Origin of the sequence: Chryseobacterium arachidis (assembly GCF_900129245.1) — a bacterium.
GTDB lineage: Bacteria > Bacteroidota > Bacteroidia > Flavobacteriales > Weeksellaceae > Chryseobacterium > Chryseobacterium arachidis.
Map to the genome: position 1 here is coordinate 150,973 of NZ_FQUT01000009.1, position 22,980 is coordinate 173,952.

Annotated in this window: 23 protein-coding genes; 4 read left to right on the top strand and 19 right to left on the bottom strand. The window is 35.1% G+C overall.

Features of this window, described 5'->3' with window-relative positions; all coding sequences use genetic code 11:
- Nucleotides 1-20 precede the first annotated feature (20 nt).
- Entirely contained in the window at nucleotides 21-1,598 is a 1,578-nt protein-coding gene (locus BUA89_RS15685; protein WP_072960161.1) for a helix-turn-helix domain-containing protein, read from the top strand.
- A 43-nt stretch (nucleotides 1,599-1,641) separates the two neighbouring features.
- Here the strand turns inward: BUA89_RS15685 and BUA89_RS15690 are convergent, their stop codons facing one another.
- The 5 genes from BUA89_RS15690 to BUA89_RS15710 form a co-directional block, all read right to left on the bottom strand.
- Nucleotides 1,642-2,100 (bottom strand): hypothetical protein, encoded by a 459-nt coding sequence (locus tag BUA89_RS15690; protein WP_143152361.1) that lies wholly within the window; start codon nucleotides 2,098-2,100, stop codon nucleotides 1,642-1,644.
- Between the two features lie 31 nt (nucleotides 2,101-2,131).
- Nucleotides 2,132-2,950 (bottom strand): GLPGLI family protein, encoded by an 819-nt coding sequence (locus tag BUA89_RS15695; RefSeq protein WP_072960169.1) that lies wholly within the window; start codon nucleotides 2,948-2,950, stop codon nucleotides 2,132-2,134.
- A gap of 1 nt (nucleotide 2,951) precedes the next feature.
- Entirely contained in the window at nucleotides 2,952-4,046 is a 1,095-nt protein-coding gene (locus BUA89_RS15700; protein WP_072960173.1) for a hypothetical protein, read from the bottom strand.
- A 319-nt stretch (nucleotides 4,047-4,365) separates the two neighbouring features.
- On the bottom strand, nucleotides 4,366-5,280 hold the full coding sequence (locus BUA89_RS15705; RefSeq protein ID WP_072960176.1) for a helix-turn-helix domain-containing protein: 915 nt from the start codon (nucleotides 5,278-5,280) through the stop codon (nucleotides 4,366-4,368).
- 129 nt (nucleotides 5,281-5,409) lie between these two features.
- Complete coding sequence (locus BUA89_RS15710) at nucleotides 5,410-6,207, bottom strand: SDR family oxidoreductase (protein WP_072960179.1); 798 nt, start codon at nucleotides 6,205-6,207, stop codon at nucleotides 5,410-5,412.
- A 159-nt stretch (nucleotides 6,208-6,366) separates the two neighbouring features.
- On the opposite strand from BUA89_RS15710, the gene BUA89_RS15715 reads away from it, so the two are divergent.
- A complete protein-coding gene (locus tag BUA89_RS15715) occupies nucleotides 6,367-6,765 on the top strand; it encodes a VOC family protein (RefSeq protein WP_072960329.1) in 399 nt (132 codons plus the stop codon).
- A gap of 66 nt (nucleotides 6,766-6,831) precedes the next feature.
- Here the strand turns inward: BUA89_RS15715 and BUA89_RS15720 are convergent, their stop codons facing one another.
- The 3 genes from BUA89_RS15720 to BUA89_RS15730 form a co-directional block, all read right to left on the bottom strand.
- On the bottom strand, nucleotides 6,832-8,037 hold the full coding sequence (locus tag BUA89_RS15720; RefSeq protein ID WP_072960183.1) for an MFS transporter: 1,206 nt from the start codon (nucleotides 8,035-8,037) through the stop codon (nucleotides 6,832-6,834).
- A 60-nt stretch (nucleotides 8,038-8,097) separates the two neighbouring features.
- Nucleotides 8,098-8,676, bottom strand: a complete 579-nt coding sequence (locus tag BUA89_RS15725) for a TetR/AcrR family transcriptional regulator (RefSeq protein WP_072960185.1) — start codon at nucleotides 8,674-8,676, stop codon at nucleotides 8,098-8,100.
- Nucleotides 8,677-8,851: 175 nt separating this feature from the next.
- Complete coding sequence (locus tag BUA89_RS15730) at nucleotides 8,852-9,769, bottom strand: ClpXP adapter SpxH family protein (protein ID WP_072960188.1); 918 nt, start codon at nucleotides 9,767-9,769, stop codon at nucleotides 8,852-8,854.
- Nucleotides 9,770-10,019: 250 nt separating this feature from the next.
- Here BUA89_RS15730 and BUA89_RS15735 point away from each other — a divergent pair, with 250 nt between their 5' ends.
- Nucleotides 10,020-10,379 (top strand): winged helix-turn-helix transcriptional regulator, encoded by a 360-nt coding sequence (locus BUA89_RS15735; RefSeq protein ID WP_072960190.1) that lies wholly within the window; start codon nucleotides 10,020-10,022, stop codon nucleotides 10,377-10,379.
- 214 nt (nucleotides 10,380-10,593) lie between these two features.
- Here BUA89_RS15735 and BUA89_RS15740 read toward each other — a convergent pair whose 3' ends face one another.
- The 3 genes from BUA89_RS15740 to BUA89_RS15750 all read right to left on the bottom strand — a co-directional run bounded on the left by BUA89_RS15740 (nucleotide 10,594) and on the right by BUA89_RS15750 (nucleotide 13,049).
- The gene (locus BUA89_RS15740; RefSeq protein ID WP_072960192.1) at nucleotides 10,594-11,100 is read right to left on the bottom strand and encodes an endonuclease V; all 507 of its coding nucleotides are present in this window, start codon (nucleotides 11,098-11,100) and stop codon (nucleotides 10,594-10,596) included.
- A gap of 252 nt (nucleotides 11,101-11,352) precedes the next feature.
- On the bottom strand, nucleotides 11,353-11,721 hold the full coding sequence (locus tag BUA89_RS15745) for a VOC family protein (protein ID WP_072960195.1): 369 nt from the start codon (nucleotides 11,719-11,721) through the stop codon (nucleotides 11,353-11,355).
- Nucleotides 11,722-12,002: 281 nt separating this feature from the next.
- On the bottom strand, nucleotides 12,003-13,049 hold the full coding sequence (locus BUA89_RS15750) for a M28 family metallopeptidase (protein ID WP_072960198.1): 1,047 nt from the start codon (nucleotides 13,047-13,049) through the stop codon (nucleotides 12,003-12,005).
- 88 nt (nucleotides 13,050-13,137) lie between these two features.
- On the opposite strand from BUA89_RS15750, the gene BUA89_RS15755 reads away from it, so the two are divergent.
- Nucleotides 13,138-14,277 carry an aminotransferase class I/II-fold pyridoxal phosphate-dependent enzyme gene (locus tag BUA89_RS15755; protein ID WP_072960202.1) on the top strand — a complete coding sequence of 380 codons (1,140 nt, stop codon included), beginning with the start codon at nucleotides 13,138-13,140 and terminating at the stop codon, nucleotides 14,275-14,277.
- 56 nt (nucleotides 14,278-14,333) lie between these two features.
- Here the strand turns inward: BUA89_RS15755 and BUA89_RS15760 are convergent, their stop codons facing one another.
- From BUA89_RS15760 to BUA89_RS15795, 8 genes are all read right to left on the bottom strand, one after another.
- Complete coding sequence (locus BUA89_RS15760) at nucleotides 14,334-17,069, bottom strand: sodium-translocating pyrophosphatase (protein WP_072960205.1); 2,736 nt, start codon at nucleotides 17,067-17,069, stop codon at nucleotides 14,334-14,336.
- Between the two features lie 577 nt (nucleotides 17,070-17,646).
- Nucleotides 17,647-18,258 carry an inorganic pyrophosphatase gene (locus BUA89_RS15765; RefSeq protein ID WP_072960208.1) on the bottom strand — a complete coding sequence of 204 codons (612 nt, stop codon included), beginning with the start codon at nucleotides 18,256-18,258 and terminating at the stop codon, nucleotides 17,647-17,649.
- A gap of 21 nt (nucleotides 18,259-18,279) precedes the next feature.
- Nucleotides 18,280-18,792: a DUF7935 family protein gene (locus BUA89_RS15770; protein WP_072960212.1), complete on the bottom strand. Its 513-nt coding sequence runs from the start codon at nucleotides 18,790-18,792 to the stop codon at nucleotides 18,280-18,282.
- Nucleotides 18,793-18,830: 38 nt separating this feature from the next.
- A complete protein-coding gene (locus BUA89_RS15775; RefSeq protein WP_178362466.1) occupies nucleotides 18,831-19,985 on the bottom strand; it encodes a glycosyltransferase family 39 protein in 1,155 nt (384 codons plus the stop codon).
- Nucleotides 19,986-20,032: 47 nt separating this feature from the next.
- Entirely contained in the window at nucleotides 20,033-20,935 is a 903-nt protein-coding gene (locus tag BUA89_RS15780) for a hypothetical protein (RefSeq protein ID WP_083531697.1), read from the bottom strand.
- Nucleotides 20,932-21,609, bottom strand: a complete 678-nt coding sequence (gene radC / locus BUA89_RS15785; RefSeq protein ID WP_072960222.1) for a RadC family protein — start codon at nucleotides 21,607-21,609, stop codon at nucleotides 20,932-20,934. The genes BUA89_RS15780 and radC overlap by 4 nt, the downstream gene beginning before the upstream one ends.
- A 28-nt stretch (nucleotides 21,610-21,637) precedes the next feature.
- Complete coding sequence (locus BUA89_RS15790; RefSeq protein WP_072960226.1) at nucleotides 21,638-22,219, bottom strand: murein L,D-transpeptidase catalytic domain-containing protein; 582 nt, start codon at nucleotides 22,217-22,219, stop codon at nucleotides 21,638-21,640.
- A 13-nt stretch (nucleotides 22,220-22,232) separates the two neighbouring features.
- Entirely contained in the window at nucleotides 22,233-22,901 is a 669-nt protein-coding gene (locus BUA89_RS15795; protein WP_072960230.1) for an ABC transporter ATP-binding protein, read from the bottom strand.
- Nucleotides 22,902-22,980 lie beyond the last annotated feature (79 nt).

Sequence of the window (22,980 nt, forward strand, 5' to 3'; positions counted from 1 at the left end):
AGAAAATATTACAGCAAACTATGATTAAAAACTTTTATTTATTATTCTTGTTCATTTTTGCAATTTCATGTTCAGATCCGGCAAAAAAACAAAAACTTGCTGAAGAAAACTTTCAAAAAAAAAAAATTGCTAAGCTTGATTATTTAGAGTTTTCGGGCAATCCTGAACTGATCATTACAACAGCACAAGAATCTAAACAGCTGGCAAAAAAAATAAATTATAGCTATGGCATATTTAAATGTAATATGTCTTTAATATTTGCTTATAATGCCATTGGAAAATATAAAGAAGCAACTTTGGTTGGCAAAGAAAATGATGCATTAGTTAATAAAATAGAAGCCAATTATATTGTCTGCTTAAATTATACAAATGTTGCTTCTGCCTATTCTTATTTAGGTTTGTTGGATGAAGCAGAAAACTATCTGAACAAGGCATTGATTTACAATCAAAAATTGAAAGACAGTAATGATAAATACTATTCTTTAGGTACAATCTATAGTGGTTTTGCCTTCGTGGAAACAATGAAGGGAGAATCTTCGCCAAATCTCAATAATGTACAAAAAAGTTATCTGAAGCAATTATGGGCTCTTCAGCAAGTTAAAGCTAATGATAGGAAAACAGAACAAAAAAAATCTGCTCAATTAGCATTTGTTTACCTCAATTTAGGAATTACCAGTGATGAATTGAAAAATCCTCTGGATGCAGCAAACTATTTTTATAAAGCTTTAGATATTTGTAAAAGATATCAATTCACAAACAATACACCCCTCTTAGTTCATACTTCAATGGCAAATCTTCTTCTTGATCAGAAAAAATATGATAGCTGTAGACTATACGCCCAAAAAGCAATTATTTTAGAGAAAACCAGCCCATTTCCTGAAGTAAGAAGAGATCTTTTCCAGATATTATACAAATCGAGTTTGGCTAAAAATAATCAGCAAGATGCTGAAAAATATACTAATCTTTACATGAAGCTTAATGACAGTTTGACGAATGCTGAAAAAAGAGCGATCAATACACCGGTAAAATTAATTGTTGAGAAGAAAGAAAAAGAAAAAAACAACACTGTAAAAAATGTTATTATCATTTCAGCCATTATATCGTTTGTTCTTTTACTATGCGGCTGGCTGTTTTGGAGAAGGAAAAACAGAAAACTTCAGGAGAGCTACGAAAAGCTAATTGAAAAATCAAAATCAGACAATCAGAATACAGAAACAGTTATTATTAATGGTGTTCAAAATGATTCCGTTAATCTTTTACTGGAAAAACTGAGTAAATTTGAAAAGTCTAAAAATTATATTCAACATCAAATAAAGCTGACTGATCTGGCTTCGGAACTGGGAATTCAGCCTGAATATCTTGCCGAGACCATTCAAAAATATAAGAAAAAAACATTCAGCGATTATATCAGCTCACTGAAGATTAATCACGTTGTACATCTTTTGTACTCAGCCCCTAATTCCAGAGTGTACAGGGAAGATTATCTCGCTAAAAGCAATGGATTTTCTTCAAAAGCAGAATTCATCCATGCATTTAAAAAGACTACAGGAATCCCTTTTTCTTATTTCATTAAAAAGCTTGAAAGAGATTCCCAATAATATTCAAACAAAAGCAGACATTTACGAATGTCTGCTTTTTTAATTATTTCTTTCTCTTTTTCTTGTAGATCGGCTTATCTTTGGAAAAATAAATACTTCCAATCACATTTTTATCTTCATAAACCCAAACACTTGCATATTTTAATTCAGGCAGGTTTTCCAGTTTAAAATCGTAGATATAAACATCAACAGGATCATCATACTTAAGATTATCATATTCATAAGCTGAATTAAAATCTAACAGTTCCATTTTACCGTTTTCTTCACAGGTTTTTGGAAGTTTTTTATAAAGTTCGGCTTCAATTCTTTTATCAATCAAAAAACCTTTAAATTCACTATAATCTTTATTCCGGCACTTTTTAATGTATTCATCAATAAAGCTTTTTCCGACTTCCAGTCTTGCCTGATTAATTTTAGAATCGTCGATTTTCGTATATTTTTTTTGTCCGAAACCGAAAACAGACAGGCTGATACAACTTATCAGAAGTAATTTTTTCATCATTTATTTTTTAGTACCACAAAAATAATAATTTCTAAGGATAAATAACGGCCTTCTCCAGATTGATAGGATTATTATATTTTTTAATATTCTGCCTTAATCGCTCGTTGATTTCACGGTAATTTGCGGGATTTACTTTCGTTCCGTCGTTCAGGAAAAACTGATCGCTGCTTCTCCCATTTTTAATATAATTCACTGGAGATTCATAGAAAGCGAGTTTTGCTTTTTTATACTTTTCCCAGTCCACAGGAGCCGCCATTTGTCTTGACATTTCAATAAACTGGTTTTTAGGTGACTTCTCGATAACTGAAGATGTTACCAGCTCAAATCTGTAGTTTTCTTTATCATCATAGAGTTCCACAATTAATCCCGGAAGCCCGTGAAACTTGTAAGGTCCTTCCTGAAAAGGAATTTCTTTGGTAAACCAGGCCGTCCAAGTTCTTCCTCCGAAAGTTGCTGTTGCTTTTTGAAGAGTCAGATCTTTTATTTTTTTGCTTTCATTCGTCAGATTCCATTTTTGTGAGTCTGTAGATTGCAACTTTAAAATGGTACTGCCTTCCAACAGATCAAATTCATCATACTGATCCGATCCTTTTCTATGGAAAACAATATTTGAGGTATTCAGTTTCTGGCCTTTCGGGAATTCCAAATTATTATTAATCAGTGAATCTGCTACAAAGAAATCCCTTGTATAATAGGTTACATTATCTTGATTGATATCAAGATGGTAATTTTCTTTTGTCTGAACCGTTGAGGTTGAATCTTTCTTGTAAATCACATCATAAATAAAACGGTGGGTCTGCGATTTTGCCAATGCACTCACCATCAAAAAGGTAAAAAGTAGTTTTTTCATGTTATTTTTCGTTTATAAATTCCTGCTCTTCTTTAGACAATGCTATTTTAGAATCTTTCTGTTCGTGGTTTGGAACGTTTTCCCACATATTTTTATGAACATCGATCCTGTTAGCAAGTCCTTTTTCTTTTGTTTCACTGAATGTCTGGAAAGTGATATCACGATCAAAAGTCCTTCTGTGCTTTTCTCCTTTATAAATGATATAATTATCACTTCGCATCATGGTTTTAGACGGGATATATTTCTTATCTTTCTTATAATAATCGAGGCTCATCATACCGTTTCCGGGCTGAAACTGAAATTCTTCACCCGCAGAATTTTTAAGTTTAATGGGAGCAAACTCGCTTTGATCGTATTCAATTTCCAAATGGGTGATTACTTTGTCGGCTTTATGGTAAAGAAGCTTACCGATCAGTTTTACCCCGGATTTAGTTCTTACCGAAAAATGGATTGTCTGCTCTTCACCATCGTCATTTACAATTCTTCCGGAAGATTTTGAACCATTAAAATTAATATGATCCACCAGTCTTTTTAAGGTATAATTCATAAAAATAAAACCTATATAATCGTCCGATTTCCCGACCTTTGTTGTGCTTGTAATCAGAGAATCGTTTACAGGTGCAGATTTAAAAAACCGGATATTGTTAAGTTCAATTTGGATAAATTTTTCGTATTCGTTTCTTAATTTATACTTATAATTGTAGAAATTGGATTCCGTCCAAAACTTGGCATCGGCTACCATCAGCAGCTTCAATTCGTTGTCGTACGTATTTTTTTCTTTATAAATAATATTATACAGTGAAGGCTTGGAATAATATGTTTTGGTATAGCTTCGATTCACATCTTCAAGCAGTTTCCTGATGTCGATGGTCACAATTTTCACTTCCTGAATATCTCTGTATAAAGGTTTTAATTTTAGCACAGGAACTATCGTTTCCAGCTTTTCAGACTGATATCCGGTTTTAGAAACTTCGAGATTTTTAGCCTGCTCAGGCACCAGTGCAATCCCATCATCATTTGTGTAGATGACTTCGTTGGGTAAAATTATCCTGGTGTTGGCAATCGGTTTTCCATCTTCCGCATCCAATATTTTCATGTTTTTCAGACTTTGGGAAAACAGTATTCCATAAAAGAATGTAAAGCCTGCCAAAAGGAGCCTCATTGAGAAATGTTGAATCATAAGTAATAATGGTCTTAAATTTTTTCTCAAAATAAGTCCAATTCCTCAACACAAAAAGAATTAAAAATGATAAAATTTTGATAATTTTTAAATCAAATCTGTTAAGGTTTCACTTCAATTCTTTAACAACTGAAATGTAAAAGGTATTTTTAGTTAAATATCTCTTAAATTCCACGTACTTTCCATTAAAAATGCCTGTAAATTTTACAGGCATCCGGTGATTATTTATATAGTTTTAATTAAAGGACAGTTTATAGCCCAACGGCGTTGTATTTGTTTTCTTCTTAAATAATTTGCTGAACGATTGCGAGTGCTCGAAACCCAATTGATACGCAACTTCCGATACTGAAAAATTGGTGGTTGTAAGATATTCTTTTGCCTTTTCGATCAGTTTCTCATGAATATGCTGCTGGGCATTCTGTCCCGTAAGATTCCGGAGCATATCACTCAGATAATGGGTAGACAAATGAAGCTCAGATGCTAAAAATTCTACCGTCGGAAGCCCCTTCATCAATGTATCCTGATTGCTGAAATAATTTTCCAGTACCTCGTCCATTTTAGACAGAAGATCGTGATTAACCGCTTTTCTGGTAATGAACTGTCTTTTATAGAAACGGTTGCTGTAATTAAGTAAAACTTCAATGTATGAAATAATGACATCCTGGCTTACTTCATCAATCGCTGTATTCAGCTCGTCATTAATGTTGTTCATCAATCCTACGACTGTATCCTTTTCTTTTTCAGACAGATGCAATGCCTCATTCGTATCGTAGGAAAAGAAACCGTATTTTTTCATGTTTTTGGCTAAAGGATAATTCCTTAAAAACTCAGGATGAATAAATAACGTATACCCATGATACTCGGCATCTGTATCGGTAAACAAAATCTGGTTAGGAGCTGTAAACATCATTCCGCCTTCATTGAAATCATAATATCCCTGGCCATAGCCCATTTTTCCATTTTCAGAAAACTTGTAGGAAATTTTGTAAAAACCCAGCATAAAACTTCGGACAAGAAAGTTTTTATCCACCATCATTTTTGTATTATCCACCAGACTGATCAACGGGTGTAGCGGCTTCTGAATATTCAAAATCTGATGGAGCTCAGAAATAGACAAAATTTTTACCGGAGAATGATCCTTCTTTTCCATAATTTAAAGTTACGATTTAAGTTTTAAAATTGATGTATTATTGAATAGGTGAGGTCAGAATATTTGTAAAACTACGCTGCAAATTTTGATTCAAAACCTATAACTCTACACGCTCTAACCCATTTTCGATTAAATAAACTGTTTCCCGAATTCTGCTCTGAATGCTTCTGCTCCCATTTCAAGACGCTGCTTATACAATGCCTGCGCATCCTGTCCTGCAACATATCTCAATTGTTTTTTACCATCAGTTGCAGCTTCATACACCACTTCTGCAATAACTTCCGGTTCGGAAGCTCCTTCCATCATCGCATCGGTACTAGACATCATTTTATCGATCATTGCCTGATATTCAGGCTGTGTTCCCAAATCTAGTGACCGGCTGATAAAGTCTGTTTTAATTCCGCCGGGAGATACTGTTTTCACCTCTACCCCAAATGTGTTTAATTCGTACGCCAGACTTTCGCTCCAACCTTCCAGCGCCCATTTTGTTGCATGATAAGTAGATCCTAGAGGAAACGCCAATAAACCTCCAATTGAAGTAGTCGTGATAAACATTCCGCTTTTTCTTTCTCTGAAATAAGGAATAAATTCTTTGGTGACACGGATTACTCCTAATAAATTGGTATCCAGCTGTCTAATGACCTGATCGTCGCTCAACGCTTCCAACGGCCCTATTAATCCATAGCCCGCATTATTAAAAACCAAATCAATACTGCTGATTTCCAACGCTTTTTGTACTGTAGATTTTATTTGTTCCAGATTGGTAACATCTAATGGAAGCAGTGTAACGTTTTCCAGTTGTGCCAGTTCTGTTTCTGCTTCCGGATTTCTCATGGTTACGATAACATTCCATCCTCTGCTTTGAAATAGTTTTGCGGTTGTTTTTCCTAATCCTGTAGAAGCTCCTGTAATGAAGATTGTTTTCATTTTTTTGTTGTTTAAAAATTACATGACAAAGGTCTTCACTTAGCAAAAGATTAAAGTTGCCAAAACGGATATTGCTGTAGCCAAAATGGAAAATGCCTAACTTTATATAAGATAATGAAAATTTTCGCCTTTAATATTACACCCATTAAATCTAACAATATGAAAACAAAACAAATCTGGGCAAACCTTGCGGTAGCCAACATTCAAAGAACGAACAGGTTTTATTCTCAATTAGGTTTCCAGCCCAACAGTGAGATAAATTCTGAGGAGATGACAAGTTTTTCCTTTGGTGAAAATCATTTTATCATTAATTTTTTTCTGAAAGAAATTATTCAAAAAAATACCAAAACAGAATTTATTGATCTTACTACAGGTATTGAGACAGTATTCAGCCTTTCCGCCGACAGCAGAAATGAAGTTGATGAATGGAGAGAAGCCATACAGAATGCAGGTGGAAAAATTTCTGCTGAACCCTATGAAATTGGTCAAGGATACACTTTTGTATTTTCCGACCCCGATGGACATACATTTAATGTCTTGTACTGGCCGGGAATGTAAAATCATTATTTTTCAGCTAAAAAGTCAGAAAAGGAATCCTCCCATTTCTGACTTATAAGATGATATTTATCGGTCTAATTGCACAGCTAATTTTCGATATCTATTGAACAATACAAAGGTTAAAAATAAAATAACAATTAATGAAATATTGGCTATCCCCAGCAATGTCTGGCTTTTAACGGCGTACAGATTGGCAAAACCATAGCTTACCAAAGAACTGATAATGTATAAAAGTCCGCCCGTTAATCCGCTTGCAATCCCTGCATTTTTAGTAAAACGGCTTAAACAATAAGCATACACTACATTAAAAATAAATCCTCCAGCCATGTGAATTCCAATCGTAAAGCCAACCAAAGTAAAAATATTGGCTCCGAAGGGAACAGTCGTAATCATGAGTACAACCAAAACCGTCTGAATAATAATTGCGGAAATTACTTTTTGGGCCAATGGTTTGCTGATCATGGATTTGGCAATAATTCCACCTGTCATTAATGATAACCCAGACAATAAAGAACTATAACCTGTGGCGACAGAAGAATATCCCAACACTCTTTCAATAATAAACGGACTTGATAAACTGTACACCACAACCAATCCGAAACTGATGCCCAAAATACCGATTCCTAATGTGAAATCAGCAGTTTTTAGCTTTTTGATATAAGTTTCTGTAATGGTTTGAACCTTAAATGGATGATAATATTTCAAAGTTTCGCCGCTGTAGATTAATTCTAACAGTAAAAACACCAGTGATAATATTCCCAAAAAGTAGAAGTTGGAACGCCATCCGAAAAGATCCTGCAAATAGCCACCTAAAAACGGAGCAAGAATGGGTGCAGAAGCCCAGATGATAGAAAACATGCTGATATAGTTTTTCAGTTTTTCTCCTGAATAAAGATCAACGAAATACGCTCTTTTACCCACCACAATAAATGCAATAGCTATCCCCTGAATAATCCTCATTGCATAAATGACATAAATATCCGGAACCCAAGCAATGATAAAACTTGTGATGAAAAATATGGCCAAAGAGGCAACAGCCACCTTATAACGGCCGAAACTGTCGATAATACTTCCGATAAAGATCTGGCTGATACCATTGCTAAACATAAACAGCACCAACGAAAGCTGAATGGCTGCCGAAGAAACATGTAAATCCTTCGCCATCGCAGGCAGAGAAGGTAAATAAATATCTGTAGCAAACCCTGATAACGGAATCAGCCCAAGGGCAAGAAATGTACTAAACCCTTTATGATTAATGTCTAAATTTCTCATTCTATTAAAATTAAATTTTTAAATTAAAAGACCGATCGGTCTGTATTTTGGTAAAAAATTTTAAATCGAATGCGATTCAAAATCTTTTTTTATTGTTTCTATAACTGTCTGCATGACTTCATCAGAATCCATAATTCTCCGGCACATAATCGCTCCTTCAATCATGGCAAAAACTTTGGTGCTGAAGATATGTACATTGAGATCCTTGGATATTTCACGATGCTCAATACCAAAAACTGCAATTTCGGCAATCCTGTTTCGGGCAGAAGAAATGGATTTGTTCACCCTTGCCTTAATTTCGGGATGTGTGTCATCTGCTTCGATTCCAAAATTTAAAATTGGGCAACCACCATCAAGACTCCTGTTTTTATAAACATCCAAAAGATTATCTAATTTTTCCTTTGCTGTTTTTCCAGCTTTTACCGCTTCATTTAACCTTCCTGCCAATTGAGATGACAGGTAAGAATAAGCTTCTTTGCAGATTTCGTCCTTACTTTCAAAATTGCCGTAAATTCCACCTTTGGCAAGCTTGGTCGCCTCCATGATATCGGACATTGAAGTTCCTGCCATCCCTTTTTTATTGATAATTGGAGCTGCTGTCTCGATAATGAATTGCTTTGTTCTTTCTGCCTTACTCACGATGATTTATTTTTAACAATGCAAATTTAGACCGTTCGGTTTAAATTTACAACTATTTTGATCATTTTTATATCAAATTAAAACTTAAAATACTATTAATCAAATCTATATAAATTAAAAACCGAAGATCCACAGATCTCCGGTAAAAAATTTGCTAAATATTAATGAAATTAATTTACGATTTCAGGGTCCAGATAGAACCGTTTTTTGTGGTTAATTTCTCAAGATTTCCTTTAGAAGCAAGTTCGTTTAACAACTGCTCGCTTTCTTTTCTCGGAGTTCCTGATAATTCTGAAAACTCTTTCGCCGTAAGCGAATTATACTTTGCAAAAAGACTTTCCCAGTTTTTAGAATATTCAGATTTTTTGGTGTCCGAATTTACTCTTAAAATAGCCGTTTCATAGAATGCATAAGGCTTTGAACCATACACAATCTCTTTGCTTCCTGCTTCATTGGTAAAGAACATGGTAGGGAAACCACGAACCCCCATTTCTCTTGCCAATTTCAGATCTTCCTGGAAAAGTTCTTTTCCTCTTCCTTCAAAATCTGCTTTTAATTTGTCGGTATCCAAACCAACTTTCTTAGCTGCCGCTAAGATATGCTCCCATTTTGCGATATTTTTTTTCTTTAAAAACACCATTTCACGAAGCTCTCTCATAAATTCGATCGCTTTTTTATTATCCTGAATCTGTGCTGCTTTAAAAGCAATAGAAGGCGGATAAGAAGAATCCAAAGGATCCTGCAGCCATACATCTCCGTCGATCGGCATATCGTAATATACACTTACTTCATCCCAGTGGTGTGCCACGTCTGAAGGTTTGCTGATCCCGCCGCTGTTATAGCTCCAATCCGGAAGAAGACCTCCCATTCGGTACTCTATATCAACATTGTTCCCGTATTCTAATTTCAGCTTTCTCAACTGAGGCTCGATTCCCCAGCATGAAGAACAGATAGGATCTGTAAAATAAATAACTTTTACAGGTTTTTCATTAGCCTTTACATCGATATTCCCGAATTCATTTTTTTCTCCGGGAACTTCACAAATTCCTGTAGCAGGATCGCATAATAGCGGGTTTGTTGCTTTATTTTCCATTTTCTTACTTTTATCACTTTGTCCGTTGCAACTGCCCAGCGTTGCGGTGAGGAACAAAAATGTTAGTATTTTGTAATTTATCATTTTTTGTGATGATAAGGTTTATACATCTTTATGTTTAGTTACAAAACTAATAATTAATGACCATACTTTGGTAATGAATTACCTTTTGGAAACCGGTTTCCTTGAGGAAACTACTCCAACTAATTTTCTTATCTTTACAAAATAACAATTTCACAGTCTGAAAATCATGAAAAAGGAAGCCAATCTTAATACTTCAGTTATTTGCAGAAACAGAATGAATGCCATCAAAGATTCTATGGAAATCTTATCCGGAAAATGGAAATTCCACATTTTAGGGACACTGATGCAGAGTGAGAAAATGCGTTTTATGGATCTTTTGAGAGAAATTGATGGTATTGCCGCCAAAATGCTTTCAAAAGAACTTCAGGATATGGAAATCAATCATCTGATCAAGCGTACGGTTCTGGATACTAAACCCGTGACCGTAGAATATGAAGTAACTGAGTACGGAAAAACCATTGAACCGATTATTGATGAAATTGCAAAATGGGGAATTGAATACAGGAAATCCTTATATCAAAAATAAAAACCGACAAGTCCGTTGTCGGTTGAAAAAACAAAAATTGATATGGATATGATTAGATATGTGTTTTTCTGCTGTATTAATTGATTTTTGTTAGTGCAAATTTATATTTATTTAGAATTAATAAAAATAATAAACCAATGATATTTGTCAGTTTCATCAAAAAATTGACAAGTTAGGATTTTATAATCGTCGATTTACCGAGAAAAAGTGAAAATTAGATTCGAACTCTGGTGAGTTGATCCAATTTCTTCAGAAGTGTCGGAATTCTGAAATTGCCATGCATTTGTTCCACTTTCGGCTTTATTTTGTCAACATCAGCACCTTTTGCAGTAAGGAAAAGTGGGGTTTTACTTTCACCGCGATACACTGTTCTTCTTTGGGAATCAGGACTGCTGAATCCGTTTTTTGCAATTCCAATAACCGGAAATTTCTGACCGAGTTTTTCATAAAGATAGCCTCCCAAACCTATTTTTCCGGTATCATCTAATGTCACGTAGCCGTCAACGATAATGATATCTTCTGATTGAAGGGTAATCTTATTTAAAAGACTTATAATACAAGGCAATTCCCTCTTATAAAAAGCACCGCTTTCGTAGTCCGAGGTAACCTCGGTTTTTTCGGTGAAAATTTCCGTTTCATTTTCGGAAGCCCAGTCCTCAAAAGCAATACAGACGGTATTGGCATAATCGTCAAAATAAAAGGTATCGAAAGCGTAAATCATTGTTGATTTTAGTTGTTGATTGATGGTTTATATTAAAAAACTGTTTAAAATTTTTATTAATCCAAAAAGGAACAAAAGATTTAGATAATGTATTTAAAAGTTTATCATTAAACAGCAGAAAAGAGCACATAAATTTTTAAAATCTTTGATTTTTTCTAAGAACTTTTATTATATGATAATAGCTCTGCAAATATATTTTGTGTTTTTTTATTGGTTAAATTTAAAATTAGTTTAAACAAACTTTAACCTATATTATTTTTTGAAGAATTCGCCGAAATGCCACAAAATGCCGCAAGGATCGTGTACAAAGCATTCTTTCCCCCAATCCATTGTTCTTACCGGTGTCAGCCGTACATTTTTATATTTTTCCATAAGGTTTAAACTCAGAAGCTCCTGAAAAAAATCATCCGTATTTTCAACTTCAATAAAAATCATCGTATTGTCGATCCAGTCTTTTACATAAGCATCCTGAAGGTAAAAACCTGCTTCATCCCATCTGAATAACGATAATTTCGGATCCAGAACAGTTTCTTCAAAGCCAAGATCACGATAAAAATTTCGGCTGATCTCAAAATTCTCCGAACCGATAAAAGGTCGGATTGATTTTACTTTATGTTTCATAGAGTTTTATTTTTCCAAATGTAATAAGTCATTTCAAATTTTATTTTCCCTTTTCGTGAGTTCAGGTTTCCTGCCAGCCCGATTTTCGGTAAAAGATTTCGGCTCTGGTTTTGGGAGAAGTCCCAAAACATACCGTTTCATGAGTCTGCTCAACACTGTCTGTACTTAAGAAATATCCTTTACCTGAACTTCACGAATAATTATTTTCAAGGTATTAAAAAAAGAAAAAAGGCAATCCTGCATTTCTGCAATCCTGCCTTTTACTAACAATTCGCTGCAAATTATTTTTTATCTACAACTATTCTTTCTGTTCTGTTGGCAAGATCCCAGGCTGTCGCAAAGACAAGCTGTGTTCTTTTTGTCAGTAACGGATAATCGATCTTTTCTACATCGTCCGTAGGCTTATGATAATCTTCGTGAATCCCGTCGAAGAAAAATGCAACAGGCACATTATTTTTAGCAAAATTATAATGATCTGATCTGTAATACAATCTTTGCGGATCGCTAGGATCATCATATTTATAGTTTAATTCCAGATTATTGGTATTCTTATTAGCTGCTTCATTGATTACTTTCAACTGAGAACTTAACATTTCAGAACCAATAACATACACATACTGTTTCCCCCTGTTTTCAGGATCGTCGCGCCCGATCATATCAATATTAAGGTCTACGACAGTATTCGCCAATGGGAAAACAGGATTGTTTGTGTAAAATTCTGAACCAAACAAACCATGCTCCTCACCTGTTACGTGAAGGAAAAGAATTGATCTTTTTGGACCCTTTCCGGCTTTCTTCGCACTTTGAAAAGCTTTTGCAATTTCCATAACGGCAACTGTTCCACTGCCATCATCATCAGCACCATTATAAACCACTCCGTTTCTGGTTCCTACGTGATCGTAATGCCCCGAAATCACAACAATTTCTTCTGGTTTTTCCGAACCTTCGATGAAAGCTAAAATGTTTTCCGAATCGGGAAGATTTTCGCCACCTCTTAGCTTCATAAAAGCAGAAGGTACCGTCTGATAATAAGATCCTAATGCTTTTGGGAAGCCTATCCCCAAGCTTTTATAATAATTGACCATGTATTCTCCTGCCTTTTTCTGCCCAGGGCTTCCGGTATCTCTTCCTTCCATTTCGTCGGAAGCAATTACGTATAAGTTTTTCTTTAGATCTTCTGTCTTAATTTCCTTATATGCAGCAAGAAAAGCCTTATCACCTTTTACCGAAGATGAAGCCGTTGCAGAAGCAGAATCACTCGAAGTTTTTGCTGTTCCACAGCTTACCAGTAACGCCACCGACAACAGCGGAATAAATAGTTTTTTCATTATAAAATAATTTGCTTAAAAATAATAAAATTTATTTAATCTTTAACGAATAAGTAAATTTCTTATATTTGATATCAATGCAAAATTTATGGAGAAAATTTACGAATTCAATCATTATACTTTTTTTACGGAAATGTCGGAACTGGCTGTCAGAAATCAAAGTTATGACCTTTCTTTAGGACTTCCTGATTTTGAGATTGATCCCAAGTTAAGGTATTATTTAAAAGAATCTGCAGACGTTATCACCCATAGCTATGAATCGCTTGCCGGGAGTTCTCTGCTGTTGGATAATATCATCAAATTCAATGCTAACAGGAAGAACAGCCTTCATGTAAAAAAGGAAGAAATCAATATTGTTCCATGCTCGACTTTTGCTTTATATACTTCGCTTAAATCTATTTTAAATCAAGGAGATGAAGTGATTGTTATTCAACCTTCTTATTACACGTACGCACCGTCTATTGTTTTGAACGGAGGAATTCCTGTTTATTACAATCTGGATGATGACTTTACGATTAATATGGAAAAGCTTGCATCACATATTTCATCAAAAACAAAGGCAATTATCATCAATTCTCCGCAGAATCCAACGGGAAAAATTTTACTGAAAGAAGCATGGGATCAGATATATAATTTGATTAAAAACCGTGAAATTTACATTATTTCCGAAGAAATCTACGACATCTACTGTTATGACGGGATTGAGCATTACAGTCCGTTTCATCATCCTGAACTGAAAAAAAGGACTTTTTGTATCTTTTCATTCGGTAAAATGTTTCATGCAACAGGCTGGAAAGTCAGTTATTTACTGGCTTCGGAAGACCTTTTAAAAAAATTCAGATGTTATCAGCAATATATTTCCTTTAGCACCAATTCTCCTGCACAATATGCTGTGGCAAAATATTTAGAGATTTTCGATCCTGAAGAAAACAGAAACATGATGGAAAGAAAAAGGGATATTTTTAATGAAATGATTCAGTATACCCCGTTGCAGGTAGAAGAAAAATCGGCGGGGAGCTTTTTTCAGGTTGTTAATTTTAGAAATATTTCAAAAACCATGACGGATGTTGAGTTTTCGAAATGGCTTACGGTAGAAAAGAAAGTATCCTGTCTGCCTCTGTCTGCGTTCTATAATTCTAAAAAGAATTCTGATTATATCCGTTTCAGTTTTGCCAAAAAGGATGAACTGATCATTCAGGCTTTGGAGCATTTAAAGAAGAATTTATAACAAAAAGCCACTGCAAAAATGCAATGGCTTTAGGATCATATCGATTTGATTAATTTTTATAAAGAAAGAACCCTTACATCAATTCTTCTGTTTTTGGCTTTACATTCATCGGTATCATTGGCTTCACAAACAGGATGTTGGGAACCGTAGCCTTCCGCTTCCACTCTGTCACCTGCAACTCCCAGCTCCAATAATTTTAATTTTGCAGTCTGAGCTCTCAAATTCGAAAGTTTCTGGTTGCTTTCTTCATTTCCGGTATTGTCTGTATAACCTCCAAGTTTTATTTTAACATCAGGATAAGCATTTAAAATTTCAACCAAATTTAACAGTTGAACTTCAGAACCCTGTCGTAAATCACTAGAACCCGTTTCAAAATAAAGATTTTCAATTGTATACCATGTGTTTGGATCCAATACAGCCTGATCTTTATTTTTTACTGACTGATACATCTGATACAACTGGCTGCCTTCCCCAATCTTTATTTTCTTTCCGCCTTTCAGCTCAACTTCCTGGATATTTCCGGTATCATACACAAAATCTCCGTTTTCATTTAGATAACCTTTAATTTCCTGTGGAACGACTGCAATTCCTGTTGATTGTGCATTCGCTTCAGTAGAATGAACTCCTGTAGTTCCTGTTAATGCTTCCAATTTTGCTTTTCTGTTGGCTTCAATTTTATCTTTATGTAAAACAGCCAATGTCGGCGCAATGACCAAAGAGACAATCGACATTAATTTAATTAAAATATTCATCGAAGGCCCTGAAGTATCTTTAAAAGGATCTCCTACCGTATCGCCCGTTACCGAAGCCTTGTGCGGTTCCGAACCTTTATAGTAAGTCTGGCCGTTAATATCTACTCCTTTTTCGAATGATTTCTTGGCGTTATCCCAAGCTCCGCCTGCGTTGTTCTGGAACATTCCCATTAAAACACCGCAAACTGTTGCTCCAGCTAAAAATCCACCCAAAACTTCCGGACCGAAAATAAAACCTATTAATAAAGGAGAAATAATAGCAATGGCTCCCGGAAGCATCATTTTTCTGATGGAAGCATCTGTTGAAATAGCTACACATTTTTCATATTCGGGTTGAGCTTTTCCTTCCAGAATCCCTGGAATTTCCCGGAACTGTCTACGAACTTCCTCCACCATTGCCATTGCTGCCTGTCCAACAGCAGTAATTGCCAATGATGAGAAGATAAACGGAATCATTCCTCCGACAAATAATCCTGCTAAGACATCTGCTCTGTAGATATCAATTCCGTCGATTCCTGCAATTCCCACGAAGGCTGCAAATAATGCTAAAGCCGTTAAAGCCGCAGAAGCGATAGCAAAACCTTTTCCAGTGGCGGCCGTTGTATTTCCGACTGCATCCAAAATATCTGTTTTTTCACGAACTTCTTTTGGCAATTCGCTCATTTCGGCAATTCCTCCTGCATTGTCTGCAATAGGCCCGAAAGCATCGATTGCTAATTGCATTGCTGTTGTTGCCATCATTCCGGCTGCTGCAATGGCAACTCCGTATAATCCTGCACAAAGGTAAGAACCGTAAATTCCGCCCGCTAAAACGATGATCGGAAGTAAAGTCGATTCCATCCCGACTGAAAGTCCGCCGATAATATTCGTTGCGTGACCTGTTGAAGACTGTCTCACAATACTTTTAACAGGTCTTTTACCCATTGCCGTATAATATTCCGTAATGACACTCATTAAAGTACCTACCACCAATCCTACCATTATTGCCCCGAAAACGCCCATTTTGGAGAATTCCTGACCTCTGAGAACCATTTTATCAGGTAAAATATAGGTAACTAAAAAATATGAAACGAGAGCGGTAATCACGATACTGCCCCAATTACCAAGATTCAAGGCATTCTGAACACTTGAAGTGGACGAGTCTTCATTATCATTGATTCTGACAAATAAAGTTCCGATAATGGAAAAGATAATTCCTGTTCCAGCAATTAACATCGGTAAAAGTATCGGTGCAAAACCTCCGAAAGCATCTTCAGAAATGGTTTCTCTTCCTAAAACCATTGTTGCTAAAACTGTCGCCACATAAGAACCGAATAAATCTGCCCCCATTCCGGCAACATCTCCCACATTATCTCCGACATTATCCGCAATTGTTGCGGGATTTCGAGGATCGTCTTCCGGAATTCCGGCTTCCACTTTTCCTACTAAATCGGCTCCTACGTCGGCTGCTTTGGTATAAATTCCACCGCCTACTCTTGCGAAAAGAGCGATGGATTCTGCACCTAAAGAAAATCCGGTTAAGATTTCAATCGTTTTTTCCATTTCGTGGGAATCAACTGTGGCATCGGGTGCAAAAATTTGTTTGATAATTAAAAATAGAGCCCCTAATCCCAAAACTGCCAATCCCGCAACTCCCATTCCCATTACGGAACCTCCCGTAAAGGAAACTTTCAATGCTTTTGATAGTGATGTTTTTGCAGCCTGTGCTGTTCTTACATTTGCTTTTGTCGCGATTTTCATCCCGATAAAACCGGCAGTCGCTGAGAATACAGCTCCCACAGCAAATGCAATCCCGATGCTCCAATGCGAGTTGGCATTGCTCATTCCCATCACCGCTAAAAGAATTGCTACAATAATTACGAAATACATCAGAACTTTGTACTCGGCCTTTAGAAAAGCCATCGCACCGTCAGCGATATGTCCGCTGATCAATTTCATTTTTTCATTTCCGGCATCCTGCTTATTCACCCAATTGCTCTGAAGAAAAGTATATAACAAAGCAATGACACCAAAAATTGGTACTAACATAAATAGATCCATAGTTTAATATTTTTTTGGTAATAGAGACTTAAATATAATGAATAATTCTCAGGATTTTGATGAAAAATATTTATGAGTATTCAGAAATATGGAGTTAAACGATTAAATGGCCTTGCTTTTTGCGACGAATTTTATGGATTTTCACGAATGACTTTGGAGATTAATTTGGTTTATGCACTAAGTTTTGGTGAAAGCAGTTTGAATTGCAGATTTATTTTAAAATGGGCTAAAGTCTATTTCTATTGATAAAAATGATTTTGGCAAGCTTTTTTTCCAAATGGTAATTATTGTAAGTAAAACCTCATAGGTTTTGAAAACCTATGAGGTTTGTGTGTTGATTGAATGACGAAATTTTTAATCGGTCGCCAATTCCTAGCCCTGATTGCAACGGCATCCTTTTGGGTTGCGGGCGGAGCGAAGCGGAGCCCGTAACCCAAAAGATATAGTGGAAAGCAGGAAATAGCTTCAAGTAAAAAAATAAATAGTGATTTTCCGTATCACCAAATAGTTGCTCTTAAACAAAAAAGGATAAACGAAAACCCGTCTATCCTTTAATTCATTTTCAATAAAGAGAATTTTATCCTCCGTATTTGTTTGAGTAATCATTTTGAGATGCCTGGATCACTTTTTTTGCGTGTTCAGCACCGTAAACTTCCTGGATTCTGCATTTTGCTGGCTCGTCCGGTAGGTTCTTATACGTCAGGAAATAGTGCATTAATCGTTTCACTTCAGCTTCAGGCAATTCTGCGATATCTCTGAAATGTCCGAAAGCGTGGTCACCAATCATTACGGCAACAATCTTATCATCTGCTTCGCCATCATCGATCATTTTGAAACCACCAATTGGAATAGCTTTCATCAAAAGACCCCCTGAGTGGATATTATGAGAGCTTAAAACACAAATATCCAAAGGATCGTGATCTCCCATTGTAACGTCTGTAGCACCTCTTTCGATTGCTAAATTCATTACTTCCGTATCACAATAAGTTCTTGGAACAAAACCATATAATGCAGGGATAATATTTGAAAACTTCTGAGGTCTGTCTACCATTAAAAATCCTGTTTCTTTATCTACTTCGTATTTAATAGTATCTGAAGGAACGATCTCCACGAAAACATTTACAACATTTGGCGCATCTTCTCCCGCAGAAATCCCGTGCCATGGATGTGCTTTAAAATTTGGAATCATTATTTAAATTTTTATTTTTAGTTAAGCTATTATTAAAATTTCTCTTCGCAAGTCATCAATTGTTTTTGCAATATAGTCTTCACCTTCCATATAATTCATGATGAAAATGGTTTTAAACTCATCAAGTGTAATATTGGTATTCATGGCCTCATACGTTTTGTGAAGTAAATCTATAATGGCATTTTTAGCATCAACAATATTTTCCCAAGAGTTTTTTGTGATGAAAAGCTGCTGTGAAGAATTATAGTCGAACTCCTCGTTAATGGACTTTTCTGTAAGAAAAATAAATTCATGAACAGCTAATTCTTTATCGAATCTCTGGATAAGATTGGATGGTTTTATCCTGTCCATGAAAAGCGTCATTCTTTCATAAGACTGTGTTTTGTTTCCTGAGTTGGATTTTACAGTTAAAAGCTTAATTTCCTGTTCTTTAAGCCTTATATAAGTAAATACAAATTGTCTCAGCAAGACCAAAAAGGGAATTGCAATGATGAGTGCAAATGCGTACGGCAAATATTCTGATAAATTTGTCATAATTTGAGGTAGCAAAATTACTGATAATTTTATAATTTTTATACTGTCTGAGCTAATATTTGCTTTTTCGAATTCTGATACGCAATTAATGATAAAATTATAATTAAATAGAATCCAACCATCATTCTGTTTACCAAAATCGGAAACATGATAAATCGTAATGAAACACTTAGATAAACAGCAATATACAGACTCAGAAAGAGTAAACTTTTTCTATTCTTATTCATTATTAATCTGTAATCCAAGAGAAGGATAATAAAGATCAATAACAACGGAAAATATGAGGTGTTAAATTCAAACATCAATTTTCCTTTTACACAAGCCAGATATTCTTGGAAATTAAAAGTATCCGGATTGGAAATGGGATAAAGCTGAACTTTGGTAAACTGATTCATGAATAAAACAGACCACGGAATCTGATTAAAATACTGAATAATTCCAAAAGTCAGGGCAAAGTAGGTAAATGAAAAAATAATTTCGTTTGTTTTAAACTTAAAATCCGATCTAAAAATATAGAGTAATATTGTAAGAAAGGTGTAGAAAATGAAATATTCCGGTCTTGTAAGGATACATAAAATCCCAAAAAATGCCGAAATAAAAAGGTTTCTTTTCATTACCACATAATAAAAACTTAGCAACAGAAGCAAAGTTGACAAACCATCCGGAGTAGCATGACGGGAAGTATCTAAAAGTGGCTTGAATAAAGAAATCAAAACCGTTAAAATAAAAGCCAAATAATTGTTTTTGAGGATCTGTAATAAAAAATTAAAGATCAATATCACAATCAAAACATAGGAAATAATAGTAATAAGAAAGGTAGATGTAGAAGCCGTGAACCCGAGTTTGAAAAAAACGGAATTGATGAAATTGTATAGTGGTTTTACTGTAAACAACTGAAGCTCTTCTTCATACATTTTCGGGTTTTCTGATAAATTTTTGTAGTAACTGTTATCTCCTATTGCTTCTTCCTTTCTTTCCGTGCTTACTTTTCCAATATCGGGATCTTTTTCTTTAAGCTCATCATACACTTTCTTGTGTATTTCTTCAATTTTCATGTCCGGAAAATTGGCTTTGTACACCAGTCCCATATAGGCTTCAATATCTGCATTGTAATATTGATGTGTATAAAAGTAATACGACATTATGCACAAATAAAGCGACAATAATAAGGCAACAATTTTATTGCTTTTCATTACCATTTATAATGATTTTAAATTATAATTTTTAATTAAAGAAATATTTAAAGGTATTTTCTTATATTTAAAAGGCCAGCTGCAATTTCTTTTTTAGAATTCCAAACAACACTGTATGGCCTCAATTCCGGGCGGAAACCTCTGAAAAACTCTTCAATAGAAGGAATTTCGCTTCCTTCAAAATCAAATATTCTGTCTTCAATATTTTCCTTAATTACGCGATCAATAATAACTGAAGAACCCGAAAGTTTTACAAAATCTTTCTCATTGAAGGTTCCCAGCAGCGCCAACGATTTTTCATCATAATACACAGCAATAGCATTTATGATTTCATTTTTATATACAAAAGCAGTTATTTTCAATTTTCCGGAATTGCTAAAATCATTAAAAATATCTAAATAAACCTGCTTGTCTCCTTCATGTTTTGCTCCTATCAGATTTTTAGAAATAAACGGATATGCTTCTTCCATCGTTATATTCTTAACTTCCGATGTCATTAATACATCTTCATCCAATCGCAGTTTTCTCTTTCTTTTAGGAGAATATTTTTGTCTTACAATCTCGTAAGCCTGAGGAAGAATAAGAAAATTATTTCTCTTTTTTAAAGGCTTGCTAAAGGTATTTGTATCATTAAAAGCATAATACCATACATTATATTTTTTCTCAAAAAAATCAAGAAAACTATCATTCAGTTCTATATCATCTTTTTCCGAAAAAACCCCTAATTGCTGACAAAGTTTTGGATTAACAACCAGTTTTACCCCCAACTTTCTGATAAATGGGATGGGCATAACAGCTTCGTAATCATTAAAAACTAAAATTTCCCAATTTTTCCGGGCCGTAACATCAAGAAAAATCCTGGTTGCAGAATATTTTCTCTGCTCGGAATTTTCCAGGCAAAGTCTATATTTTTCAAAATCAATTTCATGATATTTTAATCTTCTGATCATAATAATCCTTCGTCCGCAAAACTTATATAAGCTCTCTGTGTAATGATTAGATGGTCTAAAAGCTGGATGCTCAATGCATTTCCAGCCTCCTTTACCTTTTTCGTAATATCAATATCTTCCTTGCTTGGTTTCAAATTTCCTGAGGGATGGTTATGAGCGATAATCATTCCCGTTGAAAAATGATCCAGAGCCGTTTTAAACAAAACCCTAACATCCACGAGCGACTGATTAATCCCGCCTTGGGTCATTTGCGCCATATGAATTACCCGATTGCTTTGGTTAAGGAAAAGTGCCCAAAATTCTTCGGTTCTGAGATCCGACAGATGATTTCTCAAAATATGATAAGCGTCTTTACTACTCGTAATTACAGGCTTTTCCGGAATTTCCTGACTCATTCTCCTTCTTCCTATTTCCAGCGCCGTAGCAATCGAAATCGCTTTTACTTCGCCAACTCCTTTGAACTTCATTAAATCTTTAACAGACAGTAAACTCAGGTGATTCCAATTATTATCCACCGACGCCAAAATTTTTCTCGCCAATTCCACAGCAGTTTCATCTCTGCTACCACTTCCCATGATAATGGCCAGTAATTCGGAATCAGAAAGTGAGTTTTTACCTTTCAATAAAAACTTTTCTCTGGGTCTGTCATCTTCAGCTAAAAATTTAATGGACATTTTAAAATGATTTGGAAAAGGTTATGGCTTAATAAAATGCATATAAAATGATGGGCTTCTTGGATTGGTCGATATACTTTGCCGTAATATTAAATGCATTCTTAGACAGCATCGGGCATCCAAAGCTAAGACAGGCAGGCTGTAGAGACTCTTTATCATCCACACAGTAATACGAATGAAGAACAATCGCTCTTGCTCTTGCATTGCTGTTAGTATCATCCAGGCCATCCAGACGATAGGCCTTGCCAAATTTCCCACTGTAGCTTTCCTTAATCTCATATTTCCCCAAAGATGATTGGTGAGAACCATCAACGTTGCTAAACTGTAATTCCTGCGAATGATTAACAACTGAACCTTCACCATGCGCCACAATGGCCTTCTGTACTATTTTATCATTCTTAAGATCATATACAAAATACCGGTATTTTCCTGAATGAATTTTAAAATTAATAAAGACCGCAAGATCCTGATTGTAATTTTTCCCTTTAACAAAATTTTTAATTTCCAAAACTTTCGATTTTGGTAAATAATCTCCGGCATAGCTGGCCTGAGATTCTAATTTTGAACAGGAAATAAAAAAAAGAAATAAAAAAATAAGGTTTTTCATCATGTGTCGGGGAATTTTAGTCTACAATCAACCCGTCTTTCATCACTAATTTACGGTCTGTAATTTCGGCAAGATTTGGGTTGTGGGTAACAATAACAAAAGTCTGATTGTATTTATCTCTCAAATCAAAAAATAAACGGTGAAGATCGTCCGCATTCTTCGAATCTAAATTCCCTGTCGGCTCATCGGCAAAAATAATTTTTGGTGAGTTGATCAAAGCTCTTGCAACCGCTACCCTTTGGGCTTCACCACCAGATAACTGGTTGGGTTTGTGATGCAGTCTCTGTTCGATTTTCAGATCTTCAAATAAAGCATAGGCTTTTTCAATAGCTTCTTTTTCGTTGGCTCCGGCAATTCTGGTAGGCAAGAGTACATTTTCCATCGCCGTAAACTCCGGAAGTAGCTGGTGAAACTGAAATACAAAACCAATATTCTGGTTTCTGAATTTAGAAAGCTGCTTATCATTCATATTGATGAAAGATTCTCCTGCAATTTCGATCTCGGTATCAAATTTATTGGAAGTCGTCGGCTGATCCAAAGTTCCTAAAATCTGCAAAAGGGTAGATTTTCCCGCACCGGATTCGCCTACAATAGAAACTACTTCTCCTGTTTTGATGTAAATATCAACCCCTTTCAATACTTCTAAATTCCCATAAGATTTATGGATATTTCTTGCTTTAATCATGATTCAAAAATAGCAACATATTGTTGTATTTACAACTTTAAATTGTAATATTTCTGAATATCCGTTATTTATCATACTT